This window comes from Mycoplana rhizolycopersici (genome assembly GCF_013378445.1).
Taxonomy (GTDB): Bacteria; Pseudomonadota; Alphaproteobacteria; order Rhizobiales; family Rhizobiaceae; genus Mycoplana; species Mycoplana rhizolycopersici.
On record NZ_JABXYK010000006.1, the window covers coordinates 45,745 to 60,774 of the forward strand.

Annotated in this window: 14 protein-coding genes and 1 riboswitch; of the genes, 10 read left to right on the plus strand and 4 right to left on the minus strand. The window is 63.9% G+C overall.

Annotated features, from left to right (window positions below; translation table 11 throughout):
• Positions 1–8: 8 nt before the first annotated feature.
• From sufD to HV823_RS11215, 5 genes are all read left to right on the plus strand, one after another.
• Positions 9–1,283: a Fe-S cluster assembly protein SufD gene (sufD, locus tag HV823_RS11195; protein WP_176949810.1), complete on the plus strand. Its 1,275-nt coding sequence runs from the start codon at positions 9–11 to the stop codon at positions 1,281–1,283.
• 13 nt (positions 1,284–1,296) lie between these two features.
• The gene (locus HV823_RS11200; RefSeq protein WP_176949811.1) at positions 1,297–2,538 is read left to right on the plus strand and encodes a cysteine desulfurase; all 1,242 of its coding nucleotides are present in this window, start codon (positions 1,297–1,299) and stop codon (positions 2,536–2,538) included.
• Between the two features lie 10 nt (positions 2,539–2,548).
• Positions 2,549–2,929, plus strand: coding sequence for an SUF system Fe-S cluster assembly protein (locus HV823_RS11205; protein ID WP_176949812.1), 381 nt, complete (start codon positions 2,549–2,551; stop codon positions 2,927–2,929).
• A 132-nt stretch (positions 2,930–3,061) separates the two neighbouring features.
• A complete protein-coding gene (gene sufA, locus HV823_RS11210; protein WP_176949813.1) occupies positions 3,062–3,454 on the plus strand; it encodes a Fe-S cluster assembly scaffold SufA in 393 nt (130 codons plus the stop codon).
• A gap of 169 nt (positions 3,455–3,623) precedes the next feature.
• Entirely contained in the window at positions 3,624–5,468 is a 1,845-nt protein-coding gene (locus HV823_RS11215; RefSeq protein ID WP_176949814.1) for a PAS domain S-box protein, read from the plus strand.
• Positions 5,469–5,610: 142 nt separating this feature from the next.
• On the opposite strand, the gene gcvP is transcribed toward HV823_RS11215, so the two are convergent.
• The 4 genes from gcvP to HV823_RS11235 all read right to left on the minus strand — a co-directional run bounded on the left by gcvP (position 5,611) and on the right by HV823_RS11235 (position 10,849).
• Entirely contained in the window at positions 5,611–8,472 is a 2,862-nt protein-coding gene (gcvP, locus tag HV823_RS11220) for an aminomethyl-transferring glycine dehydrogenase (protein ID WP_176949815.1), read from the minus strand.
• Positions 8,472–8,834: a glycine cleavage system protein GcvH gene (gcvH, locus tag HV823_RS11225; RefSeq protein WP_176949816.1), complete on the minus strand. Its 363-nt coding sequence runs from the start codon at positions 8,832–8,834 to the stop codon at positions 8,472–8,474. Before gcvH ends, gcvP begins: the two co-directional genes overlap by 1 nt.
• A 181-nt stretch (positions 8,835–9,015) precedes the next feature.
• On the minus strand, positions 9,016–10,155 hold the full coding sequence (gene gcvT, locus HV823_RS11230; RefSeq protein WP_176949817.1) for a glycine cleavage system aminomethyltransferase GcvT: 1,140 nt from the start codon (positions 10,153–10,155) through the stop codon (positions 9,016–9,018).
• Between the two features lie 143 nt (positions 10,156–10,298).
• Positions 10,299–10,387: riboswitch (glycine riboswitch) on the minus strand.
• Positions 10,388–10,564: 177 nt separating this feature from the next.
• The gene (locus tag HV823_RS11235) at positions 10,565–10,849 is read right to left on the minus strand and encodes a hypothetical protein (RefSeq protein WP_176949818.1); all 285 of its coding nucleotides are present in this window, start codon (positions 10,847–10,849) and stop codon (positions 10,565–10,567) included.
• A gap of 236 nt (positions 10,850–11,085) precedes the next feature.
• Here HV823_RS11235 and HV823_RS11240 point away from each other — a divergent pair, with 236 nt between their 5' ends.
• The 5 genes from HV823_RS11240 to HV823_RS11260 all read left to right on the plus strand — a co-directional run bounded on the left by HV823_RS11240 (position 11,086) and on the right by HV823_RS11260 (position 14,883).
• Positions 11,086–11,322 carry an Lrp/AsnC ligand binding domain-containing protein gene (locus HV823_RS11240; RefSeq protein WP_176949819.1) on the plus strand — a complete coding sequence of 79 codons (237 nt, stop codon included), beginning with the start codon at positions 11,086–11,088 and terminating at the stop codon, positions 11,320–11,322.
• Positions 11,323–11,437: 115 nt separating this feature from the next.
• The gene (locus tag HV823_RS11245) at positions 11,438–12,430 is read left to right on the plus strand and encodes an RluA family pseudouridine synthase (RefSeq protein WP_176949820.1); all 993 of its coding nucleotides are present in this window, start codon (positions 11,438–11,440) and stop codon (positions 12,428–12,430) included.
• On the plus strand, positions 12,430–13,095 hold the full coding sequence (locus HV823_RS11250) for an HAD-IA family hydrolase (RefSeq protein WP_176949821.1): 666 nt from the start codon (positions 12,430–12,432) through the stop codon (positions 13,093–13,095). Before HV823_RS11245 ends, HV823_RS11250 begins: the two co-directional genes overlap by 1 nt.
• Positions 13,088–13,876, plus strand: coding sequence for an ATP12 family chaperone protein (locus HV823_RS11255; RefSeq protein ID WP_176949822.1), 789 nt, complete (start codon positions 13,088–13,090; stop codon positions 13,874–13,876). The genes HV823_RS11250 and HV823_RS11255 overlap by 8 nt, the downstream gene beginning before the upstream one ends.
• Positions 13,877–14,205: 329 nt before the next feature.
• On the plus strand, positions 14,206–14,883 hold the full coding sequence (locus tag HV823_RS11260) for a hypothetical protein (RefSeq protein WP_176949823.1): 678 nt from the start codon (positions 14,206–14,208) through the stop codon (positions 14,881–14,883).
• Positions 14,884–15,030: the final 147 nt, after the last annotated feature.

The following is a 15,030-nucleotide window of genomic DNA, read 5'->3' on the forward strand; positions in this document are numbered from 1 at the left end:
CGCGATCCATGAATATCCAAGCAGGGATCAAGCTGACGGCCGCGGAAGCAGCTCTGGTTGAATCCTATAACGAACAGGTCGGCGAACTGCCGGGCGATGGTAACACGCTTGTTGCTCGTGATACGCTGCTGAGCGACCTGAAGACGGCCGGTTTGCCGACGCGGCGTGTCGAGGCATGGCACTATACTGATCTGAAATCATTGCTGAAGACCGTGCCGGCCTTCCTTCGCGGCGCCAGCGCCCAGAGGGTCGAGCCGATTGTGCCGGGCTCCACGGTGCTTTCGGTCGTCAACGGCAAGGCGCATACGCGGGTGCTGCCGGAGGGAATTACGGCGAAGAGCTACGCCGATGCGCTGCTTGACGGATCGGCTGCGGACGGGCTCGTCGCCCGCGACGCCGACGACGTCATCGGGCGCATAAACGGTTCGTTCGTGCGCGACGGCCTGATCGTCGAGGTTGCCGAGGGCGCTGCTTTCGAAGCGCCGATCGAGATCCAGTCGGTGCAGAATTGCGGCCAGGTCAACACGCGCTTTCCGGTGCGGTTCGGTGCGGGCGCCAAGGCAACGGTGATCGAGCGGCATCTCGCGATCGGCGAGGATGCGGCACTTGTCACATCCGTCACCGACATGCGGCTTGCAGACGATGCCGAGGTCACCTGGATCATCTTCCAGTCGGAGGGTGATGCGGATACGCATCTCGCACAGTTCAAGGCTGAACTCGGCGCCAATGCAAAGCTGCGCCTCTATGTCATCAATGGCGGCGGTAAGCTCGTCCGCCAGGAGATCCACATCGCCGTTGCCGGCGAGGGCTCGGACCTGACGTTGCGCGGCATCAATCTTCTCGGTGGCGAGAGCCACACGGACGTGACTTTCACCGTCGACCACAACGTGCCGCATACGACCTCGACCGAAGTCATCCGCAATGTCGTGTTCGACCGTGCCCGCGGCGTGTTTCAGGGGCAGATTCGCGTCGCGCAGGACGCTCAGAAGACCGACGCGAAGATGTCGTGCAACACGTTGCTTCTCTCCGACGACGCCGAGTTCTCGGCCAAGCCGGAGCTGGAAATCTTCGCCGACGACGTCCAGTGCGGCCACGGTGCGACGGTGATCGACATCGACCACACGCAGCTGTTCTACCTGATGGCGCGCGGCGTTCCGGAGAACAAGGCACGCGCCATGCTGGTCAACGCCTTCGTGGCGGAGATCGTCGAGGAACTGGACGACGAGACGCTGGTGGAGGCGCTGGAAGGCGTCATTTCCGACTGGCTCGAAAAGTACGCGTGACGGGATTGTCGAGATGAACCAGATCAAGCCGGTTTCCACCTATGACGTCGAGGCGATCCGCCGGGATTTCCCGATCCTGTCGCGAGAGGTCTACGGCAAGCCGCTGGTCTATCTCGACAACGGCGCATCCGCCCAGAAGCCGCAAGTGGTGATCGATGCGGTCGCGCACGCCTATTCTAACGAGTATGCGAACGTGCATCGTGGGCTGCATTTCCTCTCCAACGCGGCAACGGACGCATACGAGGCAGCGCGCGAAAAAGTGCGGCGTTTCCTCAATGCGCCTTCGGTCGACGATATCGTCTTTACCAAGTCCTCGACCGAGGCGATCAACACGGTCGCCTACGGATACGGCATGCCGAAGATCGGTGAAGGCGACGAGATCGTCATCTCGATCATGGAGCATCATTCCAACATCGTTCCCTGGCATTTCATCCGTGAACGGCAGGGCGCGAAGCTCGTCTGGGCGCCCGTGGACGATACGGGCGCGTTCCACGTCGAGGACTTCGTCAAGTGCCTCACCGAAAAGACGAAGCTGATCGCGATCACGCACATGTCGAACGCGCTTGGTACCATCGTGCCGGTGAAGGAGATCTGCGCGATCGCCCGCGAGCGCGGTATCCCGGTGCTGGTCGACGGTTCGCAAGCGGCCGTCCACCTGCCGGTGGACGTGCAGGACATCGATTGCGACTGGTACGTGATGACCGGGCACAAGCTCTACGGGCCCTCCGGCATCGGCGTGCTGTACGGCAAGAAGGACCGGCTGCGCGAAATGCGCCCGTTCCAGGGCGGCGGAGAGATGATCGTGGAAGTGACGGAAGACATCGTTACCTACAACGATCCGCCGCACCGCTTCGAGGCCGGCACGCCGCCGATCGTGCAGGCGATCGGGCTTGGCTACGCGCTCGACTACATGGAAAAGGTCGGGCGTGCGGCGATCTCGGCGCATGAGGCGGACCTTGCTGCCTATGCGCACGAACGTCTGTCGTCGATCAATTCCTTGAAGATGTTCGGGACCGCGCCCGGCAAGGGCTCGATCTTCTCCTTCGAGCTGGAAGGCATCCATGCCCATGACGTCTCGATGGTGATCGATCGGGCAGGCGTCGCCGTCCGCGCCGGTACCCATTGCGCCCAGCCACTCTTGAAACGCTTCGGCGTGACCTCCACATGCCGCGCATCGTTCGGCATGTACAACACCCGCGCCGAGGTCGATGTCCTGGCCGATGCGCTCGACCATGCCCGCAAGTTCTTCGCCTGAGGAGTTCGAAATGTCTGTCGATGCCACCGAAGACAAGACCGATGCCCGTGACGGGATCGTCAATTCGGCAATCCCCGGAGATGAGCTGGCGCGCCTCAGCGACGATATCATCTCGGCCCTGAAGACGGTCTACGATCCCGAAATTCCCGCCGATATCTTCGAACTTGGCCTGATCTACAAGATCGACATCGAAGACGACCGCATGGTCAAGATCGACATGACGCTGACCGCGCCCGGTTGCCCGGTGGCAGGCGAGATGCCGGGCTGGGTCGAGAATGCGGTGAGCGCAGTCGAAGGCGTCTCGGGCGTCGAGGTGAAGATGGTGTTCGATCCGCCGTGGACGCCGGATCGCATGTCCGAAGAGGCGCAGGTGGCGGTCGGCTGGTACTGACAGGGGTCGCCGACGGGCGAGGCACCCAATCGATTTGATGGTGCCAAACTATTGATCCCGCAGGCGGCCGTCTCTACATTTGATTCGGAAACCGCCGGGCCTTGAACCCGGCCGGTGAAGGAGAACTGGCTGATGGCCTTTGCAGTGATGACCCTTACCAATGCTGCCGCCGATCGCGTGAAGGCGATCGTGGACAATGCCGGCGGCGACGCCAAGGGCATCCGTGTCGGCGTGAAGAAGGGCGGTTGCGCGGGAATGGAATATTCCGTCGACCTCGTAACGGCGCCGAACGAGAAGGACGACCTTGTCGAGTACGCCGGTGCCCGTGTCTGGATTGCCCCGGAAGCGGTGCTCTACCTGCTGGGTACGCAGATGGATTTCGAGGTGACGAAGCTCCGCTCCGGCTTTACCTTCAACAATCCGAACCAGACGTCTGCTTGCGGCTGCGGCGAATCCGTCGAGCTGAAGCCGGCAGACCTCGCAGCTCTGGCTGCTGCCGGTGCGCCCACCGTGCGCGTCGGGTAAGTTCGGACCTCTGCTGAGCACGGTTTTTCGTACGCCCAATCGTTTCTTCCGGCACGCTTAGCTTGCATTCATCTCCGATCCGCGTTGATACTTGCCGGTATGGCCGAGCAATGGGTTTTGGGCTGCCGGCCGCGCAACCATTGTACCGATTGGCCGATGCTCCCGGGAGGTGGCGTTCACTGACATGCAGTCGCCGCAGGACTTTTCTGAATCGCTCTACGAATCGATGCCGTTCCCGGTGATCCTGACGGATGCCGCGGGCACCGGCTTTTTCCTGAACGATGCGGCACGCAGGGCACTTGGATGGAAGGGGGACGGCAGCGAACCGCTTGCTGCGGTTCTCGGACAAGCCGACCTTGTACCCAGGTTGCAGGGCTATGCGGTGTCCGGCCGGGCGCACAGTCACACACTTCGCTTCAACTGCGCGGACGAATCGGACTTCGAGGCGGCCGCGCATGTGATCTCCATAAGGAGCACCGAGGGCGAGGCAGGCTATGCGCTTCTGCTGCGGAGCCTTTTGACGGGGGGGAGCCACGGCGAGCAGGTTCTGCTCGGCAGCCGCATCTACTCCGCTCTGGACACCATTCCCGAGGGTGTCGCGATCTTCGATCGCGACGAGAAGATCCTGGTCTTCAACCGCGCCTTTCGTGACGGGTGCGGAGCCGCGAAAGATGCCGTTCGCGTCGGGGCAACGGTTGAAAGCATTATCCGGGCCAATGTCGGCGCCGGCAACTACCGGGGCATTGTGCCGGGAACGCCCGACGCGGAGGCCATGATCCAGTCCCGGCTGAGAGACCATCGTAGGGAGACTGGGCGGGTGCACACCGTGCAGCGTGCCGATGGTCGCTGGATTCGTTCCGAGAGCCACGTGATGGACAGCGGCGAGGTTGTCGGCCTGAGAATCGATATCACCGATCTCAAGGCGATCGAGCATGAGCTGGAAATCAAGCACAGACAGTACACGAAGCTTCTGCAGCTTCTGCCCGACCTGATCGTGCGGACCGACAAGGACCTTGTGATCCAATTCTGCAACGAACCCTACGCAACCTTTTATGGCTCGACGCCCGAAAAGCTCGTCGGCACGCATGTAATGGACCTGGTTTCCACCGAGCAACCGGTTCTTGATGAGCTCGAACGGCTGACGCCCGACAATCCCCTTGCGACGGTGGAGCTTGCAATCCGCAATGCTGAAGGCGAGGAACGTTGGCTTTTGTGGACCGCAACGGCCATTTTCGAGGATGGTCTGCCAACGGAATTTGTCGGCGCCGGACGCGACGTGACCGAGTTGAAGCGCCAGCATGAGCGTCTTGCCGAGCAGGCGCGGGAATTGCAGCGGAAGAACGAGGCACTGAACCAGTTCGCCGCGACCGTCTCACACGACCTGAAGTCTCCGATCCGGCACATTGCATCCTTTGCCGAGATGATCCTGGACGACGTAGAAAGCGGTCAACTGGGCGATCTGTCCACGCATGCCGCCTATGTGCGGCGGGCCGCGTTCCGGATGCAGAAGCTGGTCGATCGTCTCCTGGAGTATGCGCAGATCGCCTATCAGATCCGGTACGTGAAGTCCGTGCCGCTCGACGCAGTCGTTGCCGACGCCCTGACGTTGCTGGAGGGGCATATCCGGGAGTCCGCCGCGACGATCGACGCCAAACCTCTTCCCCGAGTCAAGGGTGACCCTGAACTGCTGCGACGCCTGATGCAGAACCTGATCGGCAATGCGATCAAATATCGGCGTCGGGACTCCAGGCCGTCCGTACGAATCTATGGGGAAGGGACCGCCGACAGCGTGCGTATCGTTGTTGAGGACGACGGCATCGGCATCGATCCGAAACATGCCGAAACGATCTTCGGGCTTTTCCAGCGGTTGCATCAGGACGAGAAGATATATGACGGGACGGGCATAGGCCTGGCGCTTGCGCAGCGGATCGTCGAAAGCCATTCCGGTACGGTGACGCTCGATACGTCCTACCGGGACGGGGCCCGTTTTATCGTCGTGCTACCTCGCGGGTAGAAGCTGGGCGAATCTCGTTGGCACCCGGTCGGCGAAATTGCGGGCCGCGGCGGTCGGCTCCAAGAAGACTCGACGGTGCAGGCGATCCATTCCGAGAGGCTGGCTGACCCCGGCCCAAAGGGCCGAGGTCAATGCTGAGATGCTATTCCGCCGCTTCCGCGTAGCTTTCCAGCGGCGGGCAGGAGCAGACGAGGTTGCGGTCGCCATAGACATTGTCGACGCGGTTGACCGGCGACCAGTACTTGTCGACGCGGAACGCGCCAGGCGGGTAGCAGGCCTGCTCGCGCGAATAGGGGCGGTCCCATTCGCCGACGAGGTCTTCCACCGTGTGGGGCGCGTTCTTCAGCGGGTTGTTGGTCTTGTCCATCCGGCCGTCCTCGATGGCGCGGGCCTCCTCGCGGATCGCCAGCATCGCATCGCAGAAGCGGTCGAGTTCGGCCTTGGTCTCCGATTCGGTCGGCTCGATCATCAGCGTACCCGCCACCGGCCAGCTCATGGTCGGCGCGTGGAAGCCGCAATCGATCAGGCGCTTGGCAACGTCGTCGACCGTTACGCCGGCGCTCTCGACCAGCGGGCGTGTGTCGATGATGCATTCGTGCGCGACCCGGCCCTTGGACGACTTGTAGAGCACGTCATAGGCTCCCTTCAGGCGGGCCGCGATGTAGTTGGCGTTCAGGATCGCCACCTTCGTCGCCTGCGTCAGGCCTTCGCCGCCCATCATCAGGCAGTAGCTCCAGGATATCGGCAGGATCGAGGCCGAGCCAAAGGGAGCCGCCGAGACGGCGCCGGCCTCGGCGGTGCGCGGATCCTTCGGCAGGAAGGGCGCCAGATGCGCCTTCACGCCGATCGGGCCCATGCCCGGGCCGCCGCCGCCATGCGGGATGCAGAAGGTCTTGTGCAGGTTCAGGTGACTGACGTCGGAGCCGATGTCGCCGGGGCGGGCAAGCCCGACCATGGCGTTCATGTTGGCGCCGTCGAGATAGACCTGGCCGCCGTGCCTGTGGACGATCTCGCAGACCTCGCGCACGTTTTCCTCGAAGACGCCGTGCGTGGAGGGATAGGTGATCATGCAGCACGAGAGGTTTTCCGCGTACTGCTCTGCTTTCGCGCGGAAATCATCCATGTCTATATCGCCGTCGTCGCTGACCTTGACGACGACGACCTGCATGCCGGCCATCTGCGCGGAGGCCGGGTTGGTGCCGTGCGCAGAGGTCGGGATCAGGCAGACGTCGCGATGCGGATTGCCGCTCGCGATATGGTAGTCGCGGATCGTCAGCAGGCCGGCATATTCGCCCTGCGCGCCCGAATTCGGCTGCATGGAGACCGCGTCGTAGCCGGTGACGGCGCAGAGCTTGGCCGAGAGATCGTCGATCAATTCCTTGTAGCCTTCCGCCTGGTCCGCGGGGACGAAGGGATGGATCTCGGAGAATTCCGGCCAGGTAATCGGCAGCATCTCGGCGGTCGCGTTCAGCTTCATCGTGCAGGAGCCGAGCGGGATCATCGAGCGGTCGAGCGCGAGGTCGCGGTCGGCGAGCCGGCGGATGTAGCGGGTCATCTCGCTTTCGGCGCGGTTCATGTGGAAGATCGGGTGCGTCAGGTACTCGCTGGTGCGCAGCAGATCCCCCGGGAGGCGGTAGTCGGCTTCGAAGTCGGACACCTTGAAGTCGCCGCCGAAGGCGCGCCAGACGGCTTCCAGCGTGACCGGGCGCGAACGCTCGTCGAGGCTGATGCCGATCCGGTCGTCGCCGATCTGGCGCAGGTTCACTTCCTCGGCGACCGCGGTCTTGAGGATGATGCCCTGCAGCTTGCCGACATGGACGGTGATCGTGTCGAAGAACACGTCGGGCTCGACGGTGTAGCCGAGCTTCTCCAGACCCTTGGCCAGAAGCACGGCCTTGCGGTGAACCTGCTGGGCGATCGCCTTGATGCCCTGCGGGCCGTGGAAGACGGCATACATGGAGGCCATGACGGCGAGCAGCACCTGGGCGGTGCAGATGTTCGACGTCGCCTTCTCGCGGCGGATGTGCTGCTCTCGGGTCTGCAGCGACAGGCGGTAGGCTCGGTTGCCGCGGGCATCCACCGAGACGCCGACGAGGCGGCCGGGCATGTTGCGCTTGTAGGCGTCCTTGACCGCCATGTAGGCCGCGTGCGGGCCGCCGTAGCCGACCGGTACGCCGAAGCGCTGGGTGGTGCCGATGGCGATGTCGGCATCCATGTCGCCGGGCGACTTGAGGAGCGCCAGTGCCAGCGGGTCGGCGGCGACGACGGCAATCGCGCCGGCCGCATGCAGGTCGGCGATGACGCCGGTGAAATCATGCACGTGGCCAAAGGTACCGGGATACTGGAAGATCGCGCCGAACACTTCGGCCGGAACCAGATCCCCGAAGGGATTGCCGACCACGATCGACCAGCCAAGCGGCTCCGAACGGGTCTTGAGAAGGGCGATCGTCTGAGGGTGGCAGTTCTCATCGACGAAGAAAGCGGTCGCCTTCGACTTGGAGACGCGCTCGGCCATGGCCATGGCTTCTGCTGCAGCCGTCGCCTCGTCGAGAAGCGAGGCGTTTGCGATGTCGAGGCCGGTCAGGTCGCAGACCATCGTCTGATAGTTGAGCAGCGCCTCGAGGCGGCCCTGGCTGATCTCCGGCTGGTAGGGCGTGTAGGCCGTGTACCAGGCCGGGTTTTCCAGGATGTTGCGCTGGATCACCGGCGGGGTAATGGTGCCGTAGTAACCCTGGCCGATCAGTGAGACGAGCTTGCGGTTCCTGTTGGCCGTCTCGCGCAGCTTATCCAACGCTTCGCGCTCCGACATCGGTGCGCCCCATTGAAGCGGTGTCGTCTGGCGGATCGACTTCGGCACGGTGTCGTCGATCAGCGCGTCCAGGCTGTCGTAGCCGATTACCTGCAGCATCGCCTCCATTTCCGCCGGCGAGGGGCCGATATGGCGGCGGTTGGCGAAGTCGTAGGGCTGGTAGTCGGTGAAGGTGAAGTCCTTGGGCAGGTTCATCAGCCGACGAGCTCCTTGTATGCGGCCTCGTCCAGCAGGCCGTCCGCATCGGCGGTGTTCTTGAGCTTGAGCTTGAAGAACCAGCCGGCGCCCTGTGGGTCGCTGTTGACGAGGGACGGGTCGTCCACAATCGCCTGGTTGACCTCAACGATCTCGCCGTCGAGCGGGCTGTAGACGTCGGAGGCGGCCTTGACGCTCTCGACGGTGGCGGCATCGCCGCCCTTGTCGAAGCTTGTGCCAACATCAGGGAGTTCGACGAAGACAAGGTCGCCGAGCTGCTCGGCGGCATGGGTGGTGATGCCGACGGTTGCGACGTCGCCGTCGATCTTGAGCCACTCGTGTTCTGCGGTGAATTTCAACATGTCGGTTCCTCTCTGGGAAAGTCTGTTTGTGAAACTGTGCGGTTGCCCCTCATCCCCCTGCCGGGCCGTTCTCCCCGCAAGCGGGGAGAAGGGGGCTGGCGCTCCCATGTCCGCTCCCTCTCCCGGCCTGCGGCGAGAGGGTCAGGGTGAGGGACAATCGGCATGCAAAGGCAATCATCGGTCAGCGCTTGAAGGTGTTGGGGACGAAGGGCAGGGCGGCGACGGTGACGGGCAGGTACTTTCCGCGCACCTCGGCGAAGAGCGGCGTTCCCGGCGCTGAGAGCGCGACCGGCACGTAGCCCATGGCAATGGGGCCCTCGATGCTGGGGCCGAAGCCGCCGGAGGTGACGTGGCCGATCTCGGTCTTGCCGTCAGCGTCCGAATAGAGTTTGGCCGGCGGGCGGACGGGGGCCTTGCCGTCGACCTTCAGGCCGACGCGGCGGCGGGCGGCGCCCGAGGCGAACTGGCCGAGGATGACGTCCGCGCCCGGGAAGCCGCCGGCGCGGTCACCGCCGGTACGGCGCACCTTCTGGATCGCCCATTCGAGGGCCGCCTCCACCGGTGTCGTCGTCGTGTTGATGTCGTTGCCGTAGAGGCAGAGGCCGGCCTCCAGCCGCAGCGAATCGCGGGCACCGAGCCCGATCGGCATCACGTCCGGATGGTCGAGGAGGTGGCGACAGACCTTTTCGGCCTGGTCGGCGGGGATGGAGATCTCGAACCCGTCCTCGCCGGTGTAGCCAGAGCGGGAGACGATGCAGTCGGCGTCGTGCAGGTCGCAGGCGCGCACGTCCATGAAGCGCATGCCGGCAATGTCGGCCCAGAGCTCCGCCAGAACCGGCTCCGCGCGCGGTCCCTGCAGGGCGATCAGCGCGCGGTCGGCCAGCATCGTCACCTCGCAGCTGTCGCCGATGCGCTCCTGCATGTGCGCGAGGTCCGCCTCCTTGCATGCGGCGTTGACGACGACAAAGAAGTGGTCGCCGCGGTTGGCGATCATCAGGTCGTCGAGGATGCCGCCGTCTTCGGCGGTAAACAGCGCATAGCGCTGGCGGCCTTCGGGCAGGCCTGCGACATCGACCGGCACAAGGCTTTCCAGCGCGCGCGCCGCGTCGGCATTGTCGCCGGAACGGGCGCGGGCGATCACCTGCCCCATGTGCGAAACGTCGAAGAGGCCTGCCGCAGCCCGGGTATGCAGGTGCTCCTTCAGCACGCCTGCGGGAAACTGCACCGGCATCTCGTAGCCTGCAAACGGCACCATGCGTGCGCCGAGCGAGACGTTGAGGTCGTGCAGCGGGGTTTTCTTGAGGTCAGACGCGACGTTCAAAGGCGCCCTCCAGTCTTCTGGCGCTCGCGCGCCGGCCCATCTCTGGCGCTTTCGCGCCGTGCTCATGAGCCCCCTCTGTCCTTGTCGCCTGAGATTGTTATCCCTTCGGCGGACGCGTGAGCGCCTCTCTCCAGAGTCCTGTCGGCACCTTGCTGGTCCTTTTGCCTGAGAGTTTCCGGGGCGGTTGCTCCTTCGGCACCGGTTCGCAACCGGTTTCTCCCAGCGAGGTCTTCGCCACATAACGGCGCGGCCGACGATTTGGCAAGAGTGTAGCGTCGTCCATGGACAATTATTTGTCGCCCTCGATCATGCGGCCGTCGACTGGATCCCCAAAAGCAAAAATGCCCCGGACGATACCGGGGCGGTGCAGGGGCCAGTTTCGACAGGGAGTGATTGCGGGAATGGCGCCTCAGCGGTCTTCGCCGCCCTCTTCCTCTTCCGCATTTTCGGCGTAAAGCCGCGCCACGCGTTCCGGATTGGTTTCGCGGCGGCGCTGCATGGTCAGGAGCGCCATATCCAGGGACGTCGACTTGACCGCCAGGCGTTCTGCTTTCAGCCGATCGTTCTCGACCTCCGCCGTTTCCGCCGCGTTTTTGACCTGCTGCTCAAGGGCGGTCGAGGAGCGAGACGTCGTCTTGTAGGCCTGCGCCACATAGGCTGCGGTCCCGGGAGAAACGGAGATGATCTGCGTCATGGCGTTCGGCAATACCTTTTGTGCAATCCTCCTTCATTAGCGCGAACGGTTTTCATGATGGCTAAGACCGGCGGTCGGATTTTAGGCAAGTTTTAACGGTTGGTCGCCCGGTCGCCCGTCAAAAGCGCGCGCCGCCCTCTTGCGTCATCCGTGCGATCTCCGCCATAAAGCCGCCGAAGGCTCCGCGTCGGGGCCGGGTTGAGAAACGTGCCGCCGGCAGGCGGCGGAGTGGTCCGATGAAGCCGATCTTCGTGCAGCTGCAATGCGCCCCCGGAAAGACCTACGAGGTCGCCGATGCCCTTTACGCCTCCGAACTGGTCTCGGAACTCTATTCGACCAGCGGCGACTACGACCTCCTGCTCAAGATCTATGTCGAGAGCGAGGAGGACATCGGCAAGTTCATCAACGATCACATTGCGACGATCCCGGGCATTGTGCGCTCATTGACGACGCTAACGTTCCGGGCGTTCTGATACCGGTTGCCAAACTGGCCGCGTCGCGTGGCGCTAGGATGAGCAGGGGTGGAAAACCGTTTTCGCTTTTCCCGGTTATGCGCTAAAGCACGGCGCTTACCGAGAGAAGGCGAAGATGGCAGGTATCGAACACAGGCAGGTGGACCACGACGAGGCGGGCATGCGGCTCGACCGGTGGTTCAAGGTCCACTATCCCGGACTGGGCTTCGGCCAGTTGCAGAAGCTTTTGCGATCCGGGCAGGTACGCGTCGATGGCGGCCGCGCCAAGACCGACATGCGCGTCCAGCCGGGCCAGACCGTGCGCGTGCCGCCAATGAACGTGGATGCGAAGGAAATCAAGGCCGGCCCGATCGGCGGCCGCGACCTGAAGCACTCGCCGGATGGCGAGCTTCTGTCGCGCATGCTCCTGCATGAGGACGACAAGGTGTTCGTGCTGAACAAGCCCGCCGGCATTGCCGTGCAGGGCGGTTCGGGTGTCACGCGCCATATCGACAAGATGCTGGAAGCCTGGACCAGCCAGAAGGGCGAGAAGCCGCGGCTTGTGCACCGGCTCGACCGCGACACCTCCGGTGTGCTCGTCATCGCGCGGACGCGCGGTGCGGCGCAGAAACTGACGGCGGCGTTCCGCGAGCGCGATACGAAGAAGACCTACTGGGCGATCGTCAAGGGCGTGCCGCGCAAGCGCGATGACAAGATCTCGACCTGGCTGGTGAAGGAGCAGACGCCGGACGGCGACCGCATGCGCATCGCCAAGCACGGCGAGGACGGAGCCGACCACGCGGTTTCCTACTACCGCGTCGTCGAGCAGGCCGGGCAGAATTTCGCCTGGCTGGAGATGGAGCCGTATACCGGCCGCACCCATCAGCTCCGCGTCCATGCGGCGCATATCGGCCACCCGATCCTCGGTGACCCGAAGTATTTCGATGACGACACCAACTGGACCTTTCCGGGCGGCATCCAGAACCGGCTGCACCTGCATGCCCGCCACATCGACATTCCACACCCCTCCGGCGGGCGGCTGCGCGTGACCGCACCGCTGCCGCAGCACATGGTCCAGACCTGGAACGTCTTCGGTTTCGACCTGAACGCGGCGGAAGAGGAAGACTGATGCGGCTTGTCCTCTTCGATTGCGATGGCACGCTGGTCGACAGCGCGAAGCTGATCCACGAGGTGATGGCGCGGACGTTTGCCGATTTCGGCTACGAGCGGGTGGAACTGGCGGCGACCAAGAGTATCATCGGGCTCACGCTCGACATCGCGATTGCCCGTCTTCACGGCAAGAGCCATGTCGACGAGGAGGTCGTGGCGATGACGGCTCACTACAAGAAGATCTTCATGGGTGTGCGGGCCGAGGCCGGCTTCCAGGAGCCGCTCTTTCCCGGCATCGAACCGCTGATCCGCCGGTTGGAGCGCCAGGACGACATGCTGCTGGGGGCTGTGACCGGCAAGTCGCGGCGCGGGCTCGATTCGATCCGGCTCACCCATGGTTTCGAGAAGACCTTCTTCGTCTCGCGCACGGCGGACGACTGCCCTTCGAAGCCGCATCCGGCCATGGTTGCCGAATGCTGCACCGAGGCGGGTATCGATGCGACGCGTACGGTTGTCATCGGCGATGCGATCTACGATATGCAGATGGCCAAGGCCGCCGGAGCGCAGGCCGTCGGCGTCGCCTGGGGCTATGCGAGCGTGCCCGAGCTCGTCGAGGCGGGCGCAGACCATATTCTAGCGGAGCCCGCAGAACTTCTCGAATGGCTGGAACTTGCTGATGCGTGACATTCTCTCAGACCTTTCCGATGCGATGAGCGATCCCGATCCGGTGCGACGGGCGCAGATCCAGATGAAGCGGCCGATGCCGAAGCGGTTCTACAAGGAGGTGGCAGTCGCCCTGACGGACGGCGGCTATGCCGTCCAGCTCGACGGGCGCGTCGTGCGCACGCCTGCCAAGCGGGCGCTCGCGGTCGAAACGGCGGCGCTGGCGGAGTATCTGAAGGCCGAATGGGACGCTCAGGCCGAAGAGATCGACCCGGCGAAGATGCCGGTCACGCGGCTCGTCAACACCGCGCTCGACGGTGTCGCCGACAACCGCGACGCCGTGATCGAGGAAATAGTCCGCTTTGCCGGAACGGACATGATCTGCTACCGCGCCGACAGCCCGGAACGGCTGGTGGAAATCCAGCGCCTGAGCTGGGATCCGGTGCTGGCTTGGGCCGCCGATACCTTTGGCGCGCGCTTCATTCTCGCCGAAGGCGTCATCCATCAGGAGCAGCCGGTCCCTGCGATCGCCGCCTTTGCAGCGGCGCTTGCAAGGTTCACCTCGCCGCTGGAGGTCGCCTGCATCCACACGGTTACGACGCTGACCGGATCGGCCATCCTTGCGCTTGCCTTTGCCTACGGTCGGCTCGATGCCGAGACGGTCTGGAAGCTCGCCCATGTCGATGAAGACTGGCAGATCGAGCATTGGGGTACGGACGAGGAAGCGTTCCGGCGGCGCGAGCTGCGCTGGCAGGAGATGCAGGTCGCAGCAGCCGTCTTCGAGGCGTTGAAGGCGCGCTGAGTTGGGCGGAAGCCGGCGGGGCAGCTTACTCCGCCGCATGTCCTCGGCCTTCGTCGCCGATGTCCGATGCAGTTCGTTCGTCGGCGACACGATTCATTCATTTTTAGGCTTTTCCGCCGAATGGTGGCGCGCAGCGCGATTGCTCCGGCGGCGCCATCCGTGCAAAGGCATGGGGGTGGCCGATTCGCCGCAAACCGTACCTGTCCAGAGCATTTCCGGTGAAAACGGGTTCCCCGGCAACGCTCAAACGCCTTTTATCGACGCATTTTTGATTGGAAAGCCGCTTCAACCCTTTCCAGAAAATGCACTAGCATTCGGATGCGATTTTCATGCTGATGCCCTTCCTTCGTGCATCGTTCGCCGCGCTGGCGATGCTCGCACTCTCCGCCGCCGCCCACGCTGAAACACTCAAGGATATCCGCAAGGTTTCGGTGGCAGCCGACGCTTCCGTTTCACCGGCCGTGACCAAGCTGGCTGCACAGCAGCTGCAGCGCGCGGCCAGATCGACGCGCCGGCCAGTTGCCGTGCCGCGGGTCGTGATGGACGTTCGCCTGTCGAACGAGGTTAGGGGCCGCGGTGTGCAGGCCGGACGCAACTCCGCGGACGTCACCGTTGTGCTGAGGGACGGCGCGGGCGCGCCTGTTTCGAGCGAACGCTTTACGGTCAACAGCTTCATGACAGGCAACAAGGCCGCCGACCGCGCGCTGGCCAACGCGATCGCGCAGCGCGTCGCGATCGCCTACAGCCTCGCTCCAGTCAGGGCGGCACCGGTGGCCCGCAACCGTCCGGCAAAGGCCCAACGTGCGCATCGGCCGGCCTCTTCGAAGACTTCGGCATCGCAGTCTCCGAAAAAGCCTGCCGCGACCGCAATCGAACCGGTCATCATTCCGAGCGAGGCGGCGCTGACGGTTCGCCCGCGCGTGCGCAAGCCGAAGACGGAAGCCAATGCAAATGCCGGTGCGGCTCCGGCACCTTGCGTCGTCACCGCGACGACGCGCTGCAACTGAACCGATCGCTGCAAGAACCGCCCGTCCGATAACGGCTTTGGCGCATCGGAGGGCGGGCGCGACCGGGCCGATCTGCGGGCTCGCTCAAAAAGGTCGTCGCTTTCGTTCTTGATCGCTCCCTTGCGAAGGCGGAATAATCCGTCTTCA

Excerpts from the sequence above, each read along its gene's own strand:
- sufD (WP_176949810.1), top strand. The coding sequence starts at position 9 with ATGAATATCCAAGCAGGGATCAAGCTGACGGCCGCGGAAGCAGCTCTG.
- HV823_RS11200 (WP_176949811.1), top strand. The coding sequence starts at position 1,297 with ATGAACCAGATCAAGCCGGTTTCCACCTATGACGTCGAGGCGATCCGC.
- HV823_RS11205 (WP_176949812.1), top strand. The coding sequence starts at position 2,549 with ATGTCTGTCGATGCCACCGAAGACAAGACCGATGCCCGTGACGGGATC.
- sufA (WP_176949813.1), top strand. The coding sequence starts at position 3,062 with ATGGCCTTTGCAGTGATGACCCTTACCAATGCTGCCGCCGATCGCGTG.
- gcvP (WP_176949815.1), bottom strand. The coding sequence starts at position 8,472 with ATGAACCTGCCCAAGGACTTCACCTTCACCGACTACCAGCCCTACGAC.
- gcvH (WP_176949816.1), bottom strand. The coding sequence starts at position 8,834 with ATGTTGAAATTCACCGCAGAACACGAGTGGCTCAAGATCGACGGCGAC.
- HV823_RS11235 (WP_176949818.1), bottom strand. The coding sequence starts at position 10,849 with ATGACGCAGATCATCTCCGTTTCTCCCGGGACCGCAGCCTATGTGGCG.
- HV823_RS11240 (WP_176949819.1), top strand. The coding sequence starts at position 11,086 with ATGAAGCCGATCTTCGTGCAGCTGCAATGCGCCCCCGGAAAGACCTAC.
- HV823_RS11245 (WP_176949820.1), top strand. The coding sequence starts at position 11,438 with ATGGCAGGTATCGAACACAGGCAGGTGGACCACGACGAGGCGGGCATG.
- HV823_RS11250 (WP_176949821.1), top strand. The coding sequence starts at position 12,430 with ATGCGGCTTGTCCTCTTCGATTGCGATGGCACGCTGGTCGACAGCGCG.
- HV823_RS11255 (WP_176949822.1), top strand. The coding sequence starts at position 13,088 with ATGCGTGACATTCTCTCAGACCTTTCCGATGCGATGAGCGATCCCGAT.
- HV823_RS11260 (WP_176949823.1), top strand. The coding sequence starts at position 14,206 with ATGCTGATGCCCTTCCTTCGTGCATCGTTCGCCGCGCTGGCGATGCTC.